The following is a 14,304-nucleotide window of genomic DNA, read 5'->3' on the forward strand; positions in this document are numbered from 1 at the left end:
AGATGACCTGGTACTGGTGACACACCGACCGCTCACTGAAGATACGCCGGTACCCGGCTATCTCTTCGTGGAGACGCGGCGACACGCGCCGACATTATCGACCCTGACCGATGCCGAGGCACGGGCGGTGGGCTGGGCCGCCCGCCGCGCCGCGCACGCGTTGAATGTCGAGCTGGCACCGGAATTCGTATTCTCCGCGATTACCGGGCGCAGCGTCGCGCACTTCCATCAGCACGTCTTCGCCCGCCCGCCCGGCACCCCGGAGTCGTGGCCGTGGACCAATGCCGATGTGTGGCCGGACGCACCACACATCGATGCGAGCGCGCTCGGCGAACTCTGTGATCGCCTGGCGATCCACTTCGTCATCGAGCACTGACGACGCGGATCGGCCAGGCGCGGTCCGGAACTCGGCCAGATGGACGCGATCCGGCTGGCCTCACTCCGGACTCGGCCACAGGATGGTGCTGTGTCCGGCGATGAGTTCGGCTACGGGGGAGAGGAATTCGTCGATCGGCAGCGGTTCGAGGCGACGCCCGTCCCGAAGCCGCACCGCGATACGGTCATTGGCGACCTCCTTCGGACCGATGACAACCTGATACGGGACCAAACGGGCCTGGCGGATGCGCGCGCCGAGACTGCCGAGTTCGTGATCGGCGATCTCGGCGCGCAGCCCCAGCTCGAGACAGCGTCGGGCCAGTGCCTCGGCGTGCGGAACCTCGGCCGCCGAGACCGGCAGCAGCACCAGTTGGGTCGGGGCCAGCCAGGCCGGGAACGCACCGCCGTGCTCCTCGATCAGGTGCGCGACGGCCCGCTCGACGCTGCCGATAATGCTGCGGTGCACCATGACCGGGCGATGTTTGGCACCGTCGGCACCGATGTAGTGCAGGTCGAACTGCTCCGGTTGGTGGAAGTCGACCTGCACGGTGGACAGGGTGAATTCGCGACCGGCACTGTCGGTGAACTGGATATCGATCTTGGGACCGTAGAACGCGGCCTCATCCTCGGCCGGTTCGTAGGGCAGACCGGAGCGCTCGAGGACGTCGGTGAGCATGGCGCAGGAACGCTGCCAAAGTTCGGGAGCCGCAACGTATTTCCCGCCAGTGCCGGGCAATGAGAGCCGGTAGCGGGTGGGGATGATGCCCAGCGCCGCATGGGCCCGCCGGATCAGCTCCAGTGCGCCCGCGACCTCGTCGGCGACCTGGTCCACGGTGCAGAAAATGTGCGCGTCATTGAGCTGGATCGCACGAACCCTGGTGAGTCCGCCGAGCACACCGGAGAGCTCGGAGCGATACATGCCACCCAATTCGGCCATGCGCAAAGGCAATTCGCGGTAGCTGTGCGAGCGGGCGCGGAACATCACCGCGTGATGCGGGCACAGGCTCGGCCGCAGCACCACCTGCTCGCCGCCCAGCTCCATGGGTGGGAACATGTCATCGCGGTAATGCGACCAGTGCCCGGATATTTCGTAGAGCTCCCGCTTGCCGAGCAGCGGTGAGTACACGTGCCGGTATCCGGCCCGACGTTCCGCGCCGCGGATGTACTCCTCCAGGGTGTGGCGCACGGTTGCGCCGTCGGGCAGCCAATACGGCAGCCCGGACCCGATCAGTGGGTCGGTATCGAACAGGCCGAGTTCGCGGCCGAGTTTGCGATGGTCGTACATGGGTCTCCTCGCGGACAGCGGGCGAGTGACCACAAGACGAAGCCCCGGGGCACTCGCCCCGGGGCTTCGATCAAGACAACAATCAGCGCGCCGGGACAGTCTCCGGCGTCGTCGTCACAGCAGCGCGCTTCATGGTCGCCACCGTAGCAGATCCGTGGTGGCGTCGGCTCGCGGATTCTTCTGTGCACAAGGGTGTCGGCGTGACCGAGATCAGCTAGCCGACCTGCTCCGCGAGGAAGTTCTCCCAGGTGAGCTTGCCGACCGCCGCACCGTCGATGGTCAGATTCGCCTTGGCGCGGTACGCGCGTCCGACCTTGCCGGGTACTCGAACCGGCAGGAATATCCGGCGCTTGCCCTCGGCCTGCAGATAGCCCCGGATCAGCTCGGCCATCGAGTACACCGTCGGCCCGACCAGATCGGGCACCCGCCCCGCCGGTGCGCCGCGCGTCAGCTCCACGAGCCGGGCCGCGACCTCCCGCGAGTCGACCGGCTGCCAATCGATACCACCGGGGGCCGGGACGATCGGGCTCTTTGCCATGGCCCGCGCGGTCTTCAGCGCGAGGTCGTGGAACTGGGCCGCACGCAGAATGGTGAACGGCACACCCGATCCGACAATGGCCTGTTCGGCGGCGAATTTGGCCTTGAAGTAGCCGATCGGCAGCTTATCGGCACCGATCACGCCGATGTAGACGAGGTGTCGCACCCCGGCCTTTGCCGCGGCGTCGACCAGGTGCTGGGTCGCCACGTCATCGTCCTTGGGGCCGCCCGCCAGGTGCAGGATGACCTCCGCACCGTCGACCGCCGCCTCGACGCCCGTGCCCTGCACCAGATCACCGGTCACGTATTCGATGCCGTCGGTCGATTCGTGGGCATTGCGGCTGAGCATCCGAATCTTGAAACCGGCATCGACCAGCAGCGGGGTGACGTGGCGGCCCAGTGTGCCGGTGCCGCCGGTCAACAGGATGGTCGTCATGGTTCCTCCAAGCTCGGTGGGCCGATGTGCGCGGCCCCGTCGATAGGTCTTCGTAGGTATGACGGCGCACAAGGGCATGGTGTGACAAGACCGAAGAACACGCAGGTACCGGACGGTGTGCGTGAACGAAGTGTCCGTGCCTACCTCTACGATTCCCCGGGTGACCGGATACGACGACCTCGATGCCTTCGAGCACCTCGACACCTCGACGCTGCCGCCGCGCCAGCAGCGGATACTCGCCACGATTCGGGACTGGGTGCTGCGCTATGGGTACGCGCCGAACACCCGGGAAATCGGCGACGCCGTCGGGCTGCGCTCCTCGTCGTCGGTCTCCAAACATCTGAAGTCCTTGGAGGACAGGGGATTCCTGCGACGCAGCGAGACCATGTCGCGGCCGATCGACGTGCGCATGTTCCTGCAGGCGTCGGCGCCGCGGGAGCGGAGCGAGGATTCGGTGACGGTGCCGGTCGTCGGCGATATCGCGGCGGGCACGCCCATCCTCGCCGAGGAGCACACCGACGATTCGATGACATTGCCGCGCGAACTCGTCGGGCGCGGAACGGTTTTCGGCCTGCGCGTGCGCGGCGATTCGATGATCGACGCGGCGATCTGTGACGGCGATCTGGTGGTGATCCGAAAACAGCACGAGGCGCATTCGGGTGACATCGTCGCCGCGATGATCGATGGTGAGGCGACGGTCAAGGTGTACCGCCGACGCAATGGGCACGTCTACCTGGAGCCGCGCAATCCGGCCTATGACGTCATCGACGGTGATGAGGCCGTGGTGCTGGGGAAGGTGGTCTCGGTGATGCGCCGGGTGTGAGCTCGGCGACGCGGTGGCGGTTGCCGGAAAATCCGTTGTTCGAGCTAACGACCGGCTGTAGCGTCGCTTCGGTTTGTCCACCGATCAACCGAAGGAGTCGATGCCATATGAAAGCCGTCACCGAACGCGACATCAGGTCGTCGTTCATCAACTGTTCCAAGACGACCGCCAAGAAGTTGCCCATGCCCAGGGATTTGGATACGCAGCCATGGGATGACCTGGACTTCCTCGGCTGGAGTGATCCGTCGCTGCCCGGCCGCGGCTATCTCGTTGTGCCGCTCGACGATCGCCTCATCGGGGTCGCGCTGCGTTACGAGACGGGCGGATCCGGCCGGACCCAGATGTGCGCGATCTGCCTGACCACGCATACCGGCCATGGCGTCTCGCTGATGACCGCGCACAAGGCGGGCGAATCCGGGCGTCGAGGCAATTCGATCGGTACCTATATGTGCACCGATCTTGCCTGCTCGCTCTACGCGCGCGGTAAGCGAACGCCCGCACTCGGCAACCGGTACCGGGAGGATCTTATTACCGAGGAGACGAAGATCGAGCGGGTCCGCGACAATATGACCGCCTTCGTCACCAGGCTCTTCAGCTAGTCCGCCGCATCCGGCTGCAGCAAAGAAACGGGGGTAGATGCCATGCGCCGACACTCAACAACCCGGGCACCGTCGCACCCCGAGTTCCGCGACACCGCACCAGGACTCGGGGTGTGCCCAGCATTCCGCTCCGGTTGAGACGGCCCGGATATCGGCCGGACCACCTCATCCGGAGCGGAATCTCCGCTCCATAGGCCGGACCCGGCCGCGACGGCCACCTCGGGGCGCCGGCGGTACGCGAAGCCCAGCAGCACCTCACTGGCCTGGCTGTGCGCATGTCCGATGGCTACGCTGTGGTCGCTTACCGAGGCCAGTCCGGCGATGGTGCGGTCGTCCAGGGTGAGCCGATCCCCGCGGCGCCGATTCGGTCAGACCAGTCGGTATTATCTGGCTAACTGTCAGCAGCGTTCCAGTTCGCGAGGGGACCGGCGATGGCGACGAGGCAGGTGTGACCCGGCTGCCGCATTACGCGGCGATGCTGGCAATGGCAGGCGCCCTCCCCGGCGACGATGACCGATGGGCCTATGAGGTCAAGTTCGATGGCATCCGCGCCATCGGCTATATCGACGACAACCTGCGTTTGGTCTCGCGCAACGATAAGGACATCACCGCAGCCTGGCCCGAACTCGTGGACCTCGCACCGGGAAGTCCGAGATTCGTCGTCGACGGCGAGATCGTCACCTTCACCGCCGACGGCCGGACCTCCTTCGAGGCGCTGCAGCCACGGATGCATCAGCGCAATCCGGCCACCATCAGCGCATTGCGGCGCACGATCCCCGCGACCTATCTGATCTTCGACCTGCTCCACATCGGCGCCCGCTCGCTGATCGATCTGCCCTACCAGCAGCGCCGCCAGCTACTCGAACAACTCGGCCTGCGCGGCCCACACTGGCAGGTGCCGCCGCGCTTGGACGGCATCGGCGCCGACATCCTCGCCGAATCGAAACGCCTCGGGCTCGAAGGCATTCTGTGCAAGCGCCGAGACAGCCCCTACCTCCCCGGTCGGCGCAGCCCGCTGTGGACCAAGGTCAAGAACGTCCGCGACCAGGAGGTCGTCATCGTCGGGTGGCGCCCCGGAACCGGCAGGCGCGCAGGCAGCATCGGCTCACTCCTGATGGCGGTCAACGACAACACCGGAAATCTCGTCTACATCGGCAATGTCGGCACCGGCTTCACCCAAGCAACCCTTACCGGCCTGCAGTCGAAACTCCAACTGCTACAACGCAATACCCCCACAGTCGCAACCGACATCAAGGACGCGATCTGGGTCACCCCGGAACTCGTCGGCGAAGTGACTTTCACCGAATGGACCGGCGAGGGCCGCCTCCGCCACCCCTCTTGGCGCGGGCTGCGCCCCGACAAATCGCCGAACGAAGTCACAGCGTCATTCGATTAGAGGGACGTGACCGCGACGTCATCGGTCTTGCCGACAGTGCCGAGCCGCACTGATCCCGGCTGTGCAAGGCGCCCAGCTGACAGCGTCCATCTCGCGAGAAGCTCCGCGGCCCCACACGTCCTCCTGAAATGTCACATTCCGCGCCCGGCTCCTACGGCGCGACCGGGCTGCCGATCGAATCACTCGGCTACGCACGGTTTCATGCCGCCGCCGGGAGTATCACGGAACTTCGGGAGGATGACTACTTTCGCAACCGTCAGGTCGTCAGCCTGGGGGACGTCCGCCATCTCGTCTGAGGAATGATGTTGCGCGCCGGTACCGGCCGATGCGCGTAGCGCCGCGGACTGCTGCTCGATCCGGCCGATGCGGAAGTGATGACGCCTCGCTTGTTGCCGATCGGAAATCCGTGTCTCGGCAGCCGAGTTGTCCACAGGTCGGGAGTTATCAACAGACTTTTTATTTCGCCTGTTCAGTGCTGATTCCCGGTGCTGATCCGGGACTAGCGTCGCCGCCATGTCACGACAACATGAGCGCGAGCGGATTCGGCGGCGACTGAGCGGGTTGACCGAGCGAGTCGGCGCCAGCCGAACGATCGGGGGCGGGGGTGCGGTCGATTCCGGGGGCGCCGAGTGTGCCGAGCCGCCCGGATCCGGACAGCGGTTCGGAGCTGAAAATCGTTGTGCGAAACCGACGGTGGGTTCAGTGCGCTCGGCGAAGGCTGGGCGGTGGGATGACGAAAAGTTGCCCTCGTATGACCCCGAAGATGCCCGGACCGGGGACGACGGGGATGTGGTCGATGAGGACGACTGGGTAGACGGGGTCGACGAGGTGCGTACCCCCGGCTGGCTGGATGAACCGAAGGGTCGCTCCGCGTGGCGCGATCGCCTTGTGCCGGAACGATTTCGCGGAACGCGACTGGACCCGGGATGGCGGGGACTGGTGACACTGGCCATGGTCGGGCTGGCGGCGGTGGTCATCGCGTCGGTTGTCGTGTTGCGTGAGCGTCCGGTGGCGCAGGCAGTGCCACCACTGTCCGCGGCGCGAACCAGCACCGCCACGGCATCTGCAGGACTGTCGGGCCCCAGTATGGCAGCCGCGCCTGGCGCCGTATCGCCCGCTGCATCGGTAACCGCCACTCCCGCAGCGGAATTGGTCGTCAGTGTGGTCGGCCTCGTACACCGGGGCGGTCTGGTGCGCTTACCCGCGGGTTCGCGAGTCGCCGATGCACTCACCGCCGCGGGCGGTGCGAAGGACGGCGCCGACCTGAACGGCCTCAACCTGGCCCAGCGCCTCCAGGACGGTGACCAGGTCCTCGTCGGTCCGGGGGGACCGAATGCGGCCCCGTCGCAGCCCGGCAGCGCGACGATCGGCGCGGGTGGACGAGCGCCGAGCGGTTCGGCATCGAATTCCGCCGCACCACGCGTATCGACCAAAGTCGATCTCAATACCGCGACCGAAGCCGAACTCGATGCCCTGCCCGGCATCGGCCCCGTCACCGCTCACGCAATCATTGCCTGGCGCAACGCAAATGGACGATTCACCGATATCGCCCAGCTCGGTGATGTCGATGGCATCGGCCCGGCCCGGCTCGCCCGCCTCCGCGGTCTGGTGACGATATGACGGCCCCCAGAGGTGTATCGAATCAACGCAGTCGCAGCGACCGACCGGCTGGGCGGGATGCCGGTCGGCGGGCGATGGCGCAGGGTGATCGGCGGTCGGGTACGCAAGTCGATTCCGCGACGGAGGAGGCGGTACCGGCGCTCGACGCGCGGTTGCTGCCCGCGGCGTTGTGTTGTTGGGGAGCAACGGTTGTCGCGCTGACCGCAGGGTGGATGGCAGGTCTGGTACTGGCGTCGGCACTGGTATTGCTGGCGATCGGGCTCTGGGTGGTGCTCTTGCGCGCCCTGGCACATCCCAGTGAGCGGTGGCGGGTCGTCGCCATTGCTGCACTTGCCGCGATGCTGCTCGGTGCCGGGTTCGCGGCGGCGGGGGCATGGCGTGCGCACCGGGTGGCGACGCATCCATTGCGGCACACCGCGGCCTCGGTGCGGGTTGTCGCCGTACCGACCGATGATCCGAAACCGGTGCGGTCCAGTGCATTCGGTGGTGAGCGGCAGTGGACGGTCCGGGCGCGACTGCGGGAGTACCGGCAAGGCGAGTCGACGGTACGGGCCGGTGGTGCAGTGGTGATCCTCGCCTCGGGTGCGGAGTGGGGCGAGCTGCTGCCCGGTCGGGCGGTGGAGTTCCGCGCCGGACCGGAACCGCCGTGGCACCGCGATCTCACCGTCGCCACCCTGCGAGCCCAGGGGCCGCCGGTCGCGGTCGGCGCGCTGCCGTGGTGGCAGCGGGTGGCCGCAGCCGTACGCGCCGACCTCGCGTCGGCGGCGCGGGTATTGCCCGAACGTCAGTCCGGATTGCTGCCCGCGCTGGTCGTCGGGGATACCTCCGCGCTGTCCGACGAGGTCCGCGAGAACTTCGAAATCGCTGGGCTGGAACACCTTTGCGTGGTCAGCGGTGCGAATTTCACAATTCTGCTCGCGGCGGTGCTCGGTGCGATGCGGCTGCTCACCTTCGGCCCGCGCATTGCAGCCGTGGTCGCGGCGGCGGCACTGGTGATGTTCATTGTCATCGCGCGTCCGGATCCCAGTGTGCTGCGGGCGGGCGCGATGGGTGCGATCACCTTGCTCGCGTTGCTAACCGGACGCCGCAAGCAAGCTTTGCCCGCACTCTGTGCGGCCGTCATCGGCCTGCTCGCAGTGTGGCCGGAATTGGCAGTGCGAGCCGGATTCGGACTGTCGGTACTCGCGACCGCCGGATTGATCCTGTTGGCGCCGAGTTGGGCGGACTGGTTGCGCGCTCGCGGCTGGTGGCGGGTCCCGGCCGAAATCGTCGCGGTATCGGCCGCCGCCTTCGTGGTGACAACACCGCTCGTGATCGCGCTCACGGGACGGCTCAGCCTGGTCGCGATTCTCGCCAATATCCTTGTCGAACCGGTGATCGCGCCCGTCACGGTGCTCGGCGCGATCGGCGCCGCGCTCACCGCAATCTGGCTACCGCTGGCCGAACTGGTGTTGCGCTGCGCCGAACCGCCGCTGTGGTGGTTGCTGTTCGTCGCCGAACATGCGGCGAATGTGCCAGGTGCGGAGATTTCGGCACCCGATGGCTCGACCGGCGGGCTGATGGCCTGCGCGGCGGTCGTTCTCGTGCTGCTGGCATTGCGATCCGCGCTGCTTCGGCGCTTGGCCGCCACCGTACTGCTCGGTGTCGCCGCGGTCCTGATTCCGTTCCGGTTCTGGCATCCGGGCTGGCCACCTGGGGGCTGGGTGCTGGCCGTCTGTGATGTCGGGCAGGGCGACGGACTCGCATTGTCCGTCGGTGAGCACACCGCGGTGGTCATCGATGTCGGCCCTGATCCGCGCACCATCCGCCGTTGTCTGGATCGCCTGCGCGTCAATCGGATAGCGCTGCTCGTCCTGACCCATCCACACGCCGACCATATCGACGGTCTCGCCGGCGCCGTACAAGGTCGCACGGTCGATGCTCTGGCGGTCGGCCCCGGCGAACTCCCGGAAGCGGCGATTTCCGGACGCACCGCATCCAAACCTACCGACGTCGGAAGCCTTCCGATATCGAATGTGCCCGGATCCGAGCTGGATTCGAGCAAGGCGACCCGCGAACCACCTGCCGCACGGGATCGGCGCACGGAGATCAGCGGGCCGGATCAAGTTGCCAGCATCGTGGCACAGGCACACATTCCGGTGCTCGAGCTCACCTCCGGACACGTATTACGTTTCGGCACTGTCGAATTGGAAGTACTCGCACCTGCCCCACTCGAGCGCCACCCGACCGGCGCTCCCAGCACCGACGATGCCAACGACCGCTCGATCGTCATCGCCGCCGTCACACCCGCGGGCCGGATCCTGCTCACCGGCGATATCGAGGCCCCGGCACAACAGCGGCTGCTGCGCTCCGGTGCCGCCGTCCAGGCCGATATTTTGAAGGTCCCGCACCACGGATCCCGCACCACCACAAGGGAATTCCTCGCTGCTGTGCGGCCTCGTCTCGCACTGGTGAGCGTCGGCGCCCACAACACCTTCGGCCACCCGAATCCCGGCGTACTGGCCGAACTTACCGACATGGGCACCCGCGTGATCCGCACCGACCAAAGCGGCGACACGGTGATCGTCGCCTCCGGTCCGAACCTTCACACCTTGACCTCACGATCGACCAAATCTTGATAGGAGGCGCCCATCGATCCGCGCGGCCCACAGTCACGGCCGGATACCCTGACGGACTGGAGTGCGCCATCGCGTATCAGTCAGAGCAGTTGGACCCGACATTCTCTGCACCACGCAATCGGACTCGCCGCTCGGATCTGCACTGCACCGAGCCGTGATGATCGAGACAAAGCAGCAGGAGGTCACCCCAGACAGCACTTTCGGGTTGATATCGAGCATCGTGCAGCGAATGCAAACATCTCCCAACTACCTACTACCCCGTCCAGACAGATTGCTGCCCTACCCAACCCGACTGCTCGCCGAGCGTAGTCACATGGCGGTCGAATTCGCCGGCCTGGGCGACCACCATTCGACTACCTTCGACCGCACCCTGGACCCGGGGGCGGTACGGCAGGAGCTATATGGACGCTAGGTGTTCGACGTGCGCGCGGCCTGAGCTGCGACGATCAGCCGTGCTTTAACGTTTGATCGTGGAGTTCTGTGAAGGGTGGGATAGCTTCGCTGCTTTGGTCGATGGTTGCTGGGTCGAGCGCAGACCGCGCCGACCAGAGGTTGCGGATCAACTGCGGCGCGAAACTCGGCTGATGCCTTGGCTGGCACCGCTGCTGCCGCTTCAGGTGCCGATCCCCTGGGTGGTGCGGGAAACGCCGCTAGTCGTGCGTCATGCGCTCGTGCCTGGTCAGGCGATCGTGTCGCCGGATGTCGAACACGGTCTCGCGATCGGAAATTTTCTCCGTGCACTTCACGACACTCCCGCGACCGTAGCGGCCCGGCATGGGTTGCCGCCGTCGGCGGAAACCAGATGCAGCCGGGTCGCGACGATCAGCCGTTTCCGGGCCGATGTGGTGCCGTTGATTCCAGTCCCGCAACGGGGTTCGGCGCTGGCGATCCTCGATGCCGTACGGGAATTCCCAGCAGATGCGGTCGTCCATGGCGATCTCGGACCTGAGCATGTGTTGGTAGACGGAGGTCGTGTATCCGGCGTGATCGACTTCGGCGACGTCCATCTCGGCGATGCCGCGAACGACCTGGCTTGGCCACTGCATGGTGCACCGACAGACTTCGCAGACGCGGTCGCCGCCGCATATGGCGTCACCGACGACCTCCGTCGGCGTGCACTTGTTTGGCATCAACTCGGACCGTGGCATGAAGTGACGCACGGCTTTGATATCGGTGACCCTGCCGTTCTGCAGAGCGGTTTGACAGGGCTGCTCGAAAGGTTGAAACGTACCGCTGGATGAGGGTGGTCAATGCGCCGCGACACGACTGCCGTGCACCACGCCGTCGACTACCGGGACTTCGCCGATGTCCGGAGTGCGGCACGAGTTGGCTGGTACAGCGGGGCACGCTGTGCAGCTCGGCGGCTGTGTCGGTCGGGGTACGTAGGATGCTCCCGTGAGCGAACGGATTGCGGCAGTGCACCTGGTGCTCGGTGATGAAGAGCTGCTGGTCGAGCGGGCCATCGCGGGAATTACCGCGCAGGTGCGGGAGGGTGCGCCGGATCCCGATGCGGTGCCCGTCGATCGGCTGCGGGCGGGTGACGCCAGTACCGCGGAACTGGCGGAGCTATTGAGTCCTTCGCTGTTCGCTGAAGATCGGGTGATCGTGCTCGAGTCGGCGGCGGATGCGGGCAAGGATGCGGTCGCGGTGATCACCGATGCCGCCGTGGATCCGCCCGAGGGCGTGGTGCTGGTGGTGCTGCACTCCGGGGGCGGCCGGGCCAAGGCATTGGCGCCAGCGCTGCAGAAGTTGGGTGCGCAGGTGCACGATTGCGCCAAGTTGACCAAGGCGTCCGAACGGGTGGAGTTCGTGCGCGGCGAATTCCGGAATGCCGGGGTGCGGGTCTCGGGTGAGGTCGTGCAGGTGATGTTGGAGGCGGTCGGCTCGGATCTGCGGGAGTTGTCCGCGGCCTGTTCGCAATTGGCCTCCGATACCGGTGGCAAGGTCGATATCGCCGCGGTGCGCCGCTACTACTCCGGCAAGGCCGAGATCTCCGGTTTCGATGTCGCCGAACTCGCGGTGGCAGGCGATCGGCCCGGTGCCATGGAGGCATTGCGCTGGGCCAACGACCGCGGCGTGCCACATGTGCTCCTCGCCGACGCACTCGCCGACTCGGTCCACACCATCGCCCGTGTCGGTTCCGCGGGCCGTGGCGACCCGTTCAAACTGGCCCAGCAATTGGGTATGCCGCCCTGGAAGGTGAAGAAGGCGCAGGCCCAAGCGCGGGGTTGGAACCAGGCCAGCATCGGCACGGCCCTACAGGTCGTCGCCACGCTGAATGCCGATGTCAAAGGCGGTGCCGCCGACGCCGATTACGCCTTGGAACACGCACTCACCCAGATCCTGGACCTACACTCCGCAAGCTGATGCGATTCCCCGACAACAAATTGCCCAGCGCCGAGACCAGGCTGACAGCGATACGCGCCGGGGTAGCCGAAATCCCGGATTACCGCTCAGTCGACGCCAACTTCTCGTTGACCCACTTATTGATGCTCACTCCGTGCTCGGCCGCCTCCATAGCCAGTCGTCGATGCAGCGCCGGAGACATCCGCAACGCGAAGTGCCCGCTGAACTTCCGATCCGCCAGCGGTTCGGGAACTTATCGGTGGCCGACGCGCTGATGCGGTGGGTGTGAGTCGGGCTCGCACCCACCGCGTGATGTGAAACTCAGTCGCGGCCTTCGACTTTCAGGTCGCCGAAGGTCACTCCACGGGTCATCGGACGGGCCAGCATGTCGTGCGGGAAGCCCAGCTCGATCGCGCTGGCCGCTTGCAGTTGATCCAACTGCGCCGCATCGAATTCGACCTCGAGCGCACCGAGGTTGTCCTCCAACTGTGCCGTGGTGCGCGCGCCGATGATCGGCGCCGTGACGCCCGGGTTCTGCAGGGTCCAGGCAAGCGCCACCTGCGAGGGCGTCTTACCCATTTGTGCCGCAACATCTTTCACCACATCGGCAATGGCGAGCCCGCGTTCGGTGAGCGAGCCGTTGGCGGCGGCCACATTCTTGCGGGTGCCCTCGGGTGAGCCCGCGGCGTCGTGATCCAGATCGGCGCGGCTGTACTTGCCGGTGAGCACGCCGCTGGCCAGCGGCGACCACGGCACCACGCCGAGTCCGAGTTCACGTGCCATAGGAATGAGCTCGCGTTCAACGGTCCGCTCGATCAGGCTGTATTCGATCTGCAGCGCGATCAGCGGCGACCAGCCGCGCAGATCGGCAATGGTCTGCATGCGCGCGATCTGCCAGGCCGGTGCGTCGGAGATGCCGACGTAGAGCACCTTGCCCGCGCGGACCAGATCGTCCATGGCGCGCAGGATCTCCTCGACCGGGGTCAGGAAGTCCCAGGCGTGCAGATACAGCAGATCGATGTAGTCGGTGTTCAGCCTGCGCAGGCTGGCCTCCACCGAGCCGACCATGCTCTTGCGGTGGTTACCGCCGGAGTTCGGATCGCCTGGCCGCCGCAGCATCGTGTATTTCGTTGCCAGCACCAGACTTTCGCGATTGTCGGCGCTGAATTCACCGAGCAGTTTCTCGGAGGTGCCGTTGGTGTATTGGCTCGCGGTGTCGATGAAATTGCCGCCGCGCTCGACGTAGGTGTCGAAGATCTTGCGGGCCTCGTCCTTATCGGCGCCCCAACCCCAATCGGCGCCGAATGTCATGGTCCCCAAGGAAAGCGGAGACACCCGAAGACCCGAACGGCCGAGCAGCCGGTAGGTATCGAGGGTGCGTGCTCCGGACATGCCGTGCTCCTGTCATTCGTATTTCGTTTCCGATGCGACCAAGTCTGGAGCGATTCGGGACCATGGGTAAGGGAAGGTTCATCCTGGGAAAGCCAGTCCCACCCAGCCGTAAGATCGAGGGCGATGACCAGCACCGTGAAGGCGACACAACGGGGCGAGCACAGGCCTGACGGCGATGGCTCGCGTGACCATGTCGGGTCGGGGAGCGCCGAGAACTGGGCACAGGCGCTCGCGGACTTTCTGCGCGCCCGGCGCGAGCGACTGAATCCGGGCGATCTCGGTCTGCCCGCACGCAAACACGCGCGGCGCACCCCGGGTTTGCGCCGCGAGGAGGTCGCCGAACTGGCGGGGGTCACATGTTGGTTACGCACTCCTTAACCGCTGCCTGATCCTGGATCAGGTCGGTTGCAGCATGATCGCGCGCCCGGTCCAACTCGCCCAGAACCGTCGCGCCGGAACCTCCGAATGCTCGGCACCCCATCGGGACGGGTCGGCGAATCCCGCGATGGTGTCACCGTCGCGATCTGCCTCGCCGGTAAACACGATCAGGTGCCCGCCCTTGCGTCCGTCTTCAGGCAGTTGCCACGTGCACGAGATGATGCTGGGTACGCCGTCAGCGGCCATACCCTGAAGCGTGGAACGGTCGACCGCTTCAGCAGTACCGGCAAGGCCGTGCCGCGCGGCCAGCGCGACCAGTCCGGCGTGTGTCCAGCCCACCCCGGTGGCATACGCGTTGGTGTCCAACCCTTCTCGGAGTATTTCGCGCTGTGGCGGCACCGGCAGGCCATGGAACCGGAGCAGCATTCGCAGGCACGCAATGCCGCAACACCGATCACCCCATGTTTGTGGGTCGCCTTCGGGCCAAGGGAAACCGGGG

At 66.1% G+C, this 14,304-nt stretch carries 13 protein-coding genes and 2 pseudogenes; 9 read left to right on the top strand and 6 right to left on the bottom strand.

What is annotated here, in order from left to right; translation table 11 throughout:
- Positions 1-376 (top strand): HIT domain-containing protein (locus ABZW16_RS39490; protein ID WP_354961266.1); only part of this gene is annotated, 376 nt, incomplete at its 5' end.
- Positions 377-436: 60 nt separating this feature from the next.
- Here the strand turns inward: ABZW16_RS39490 and thrS are convergent.
- On the bottom strand, positions 437-1,660 hold the full coding sequence (thrS, locus tag ABZW16_RS39495; protein WP_354961267.1) for a threonine--tRNA ligase: 1,224 nt from the start codon (positions 1,658-1,660) through the stop codon (positions 437-439).
- Positions 1,661-1,874: 214 nt separating this feature from the next.
- A complete protein-coding gene (locus tag ABZW16_RS39500) occupies positions 1,875-2,633 on the bottom strand; it encodes an NAD(P)H-binding protein (RefSeq protein ID WP_354961268.1) in 759 nt (252 codons plus the stop codon).
- 160 nt (positions 2,634-2,793) lie between these two features.
- On the opposite strand from ABZW16_RS39500, the gene lexA reads away from it, so the two are divergent.
- The 3 genes from lexA (at position 2,794) to ligD (ending at position 5,451) form a co-directional block, all read left to right on the top strand.
- A complete protein-coding gene (gene lexA / locus ABZW16_RS39505; protein WP_354961269.1) occupies positions 2,794-3,456 on the top strand; it encodes a transcriptional repressor LexA in 663 nt (220 codons plus the stop codon).
- A gap of 107 nt (positions 3,457-3,563) precedes the next feature.
- The gene (locus tag ABZW16_RS39510) at positions 3,564-4,055 is read left to right on the top strand and encodes an FBP domain-containing protein (protein ID WP_354961271.1); all 492 of its coding nucleotides are present in this window, start codon (positions 3,564-3,566) and stop codon (positions 4,053-4,055) included.
- Positions 4,056-4,503: 448 nt separating this feature from the next.
- Positions 4,504-5,451, top strand: a complete 948-nt coding sequence (gene ligD / locus ABZW16_RS39515; RefSeq protein ID WP_354961272.1) for a non-homologous end-joining DNA ligase — start codon at positions 4,504-4,506, stop codon at positions 5,449-5,451.
- Positions 5,452-5,630: 179 nt separating this feature from the next.
- Here ligD and ABZW16_RS39520 read toward each other — a convergent pair whose 3' ends face one another.
- Positions 5,631-5,966 carry a hypothetical protein gene (locus ABZW16_RS39520; protein ID WP_354961273.1) on the bottom strand — a complete coding sequence of 112 codons (336 nt, stop codon included), beginning with the start codon at positions 5,964-5,966 and terminating at the stop codon, positions 5,631-5,633.
- Positions 5,967-6,153: 187 nt separating this feature from the next.
- On the opposite strand from ABZW16_RS39520, the gene ABZW16_RS39525 reads away from it, so the two are divergent.
- The 4 genes from ABZW16_RS39525 to holA all read left to right on the top strand — a co-directional run bounded on the left by ABZW16_RS39525 (position 6,154) and on the right by holA (position 12,056).
- On the top strand, positions 6,154-7,071 hold the full coding sequence (locus ABZW16_RS39525) for a ComEA family DNA-binding protein (RefSeq protein WP_354961274.1): 918 nt from the start codon (positions 6,154-6,156) through the stop codon (positions 7,069-7,071).
- A gap of 74 nt (positions 7,072-7,145) precedes the next feature.
- On the top strand, positions 7,146-9,689 hold the full coding sequence (locus ABZW16_RS39530) for a ComEC/Rec2 family competence protein (RefSeq protein ID WP_354961275.1): 2,544 nt from the start codon (positions 7,146-7,148) through the stop codon (positions 9,687-9,689).
- 470 nt (positions 9,690-10,159) lie between these two features.
- Positions 10,160-10,930, top strand: coding sequence for a phosphotransferase (locus ABZW16_RS39535; protein ID WP_354961276.1), 771 nt, complete (start codon positions 10,160-10,162; stop codon positions 10,928-10,930).
- Between the two features lie 154 nt (positions 10,931-11,084).
- The gene (gene holA, locus ABZW16_RS39540; protein ID WP_354961277.1) at positions 11,085-12,056 is read left to right on the top strand and encodes a DNA polymerase III subunit delta; all 972 of its coding nucleotides are present in this window, start codon (positions 11,085-11,087) and stop codon (positions 12,054-12,056) included.
- Positions 12,057-12,135: 79 nt separating this feature from the next.
- On the opposite strand, the pseudogene ABZW16_RS39545 reads toward holA, so the two are convergent.
- Positions 12,136-12,288 (bottom strand): annotated as a pseudogene (locus ABZW16_RS39545) (type II toxin-antitoxin system HicB family antitoxin); the annotation flags it as partial.
- Positions 12,289-12,356: 68 nt separating this feature from the next.
- Positions 12,357-13,427, bottom strand: coding sequence for an aldo/keto reductase (locus ABZW16_RS39550; protein ID WP_354961278.1), 1,071 nt, complete (start codon positions 13,425-13,427; stop codon positions 12,357-12,359).
- Positions 13,428-13,667: 240 nt separating this feature from the next.
- Here ABZW16_RS39550 and ABZW16_RS39555 point away from each other — a divergent pair.
- A pseudogene (locus ABZW16_RS39555) lies at positions 13,668-13,784 on the top strand (transcriptional regulator); the annotation flags it as partial.
- A 39-nt stretch (positions 13,785-13,823) separates the two neighbouring features.
- Here ABZW16_RS39555 and ABZW16_RS39560 read toward each other — a convergent pair.
- A partial coding sequence (locus ABZW16_RS39560; protein ID WP_354961279.1) for a C39 family peptidase occupies positions 13,824-14,304 on the bottom strand: 481 nt, incomplete at its 5' end.

It is taken from the genome of Nocardia sp. NPDC004604 (assembly GCF_040609795.1).
In the GTDB taxonomy this organism is placed as follows: Bacteria; Actinomycetota; Actinomycetes; order Mycobacteriales; family Mycobacteriaceae; genus Nocardia.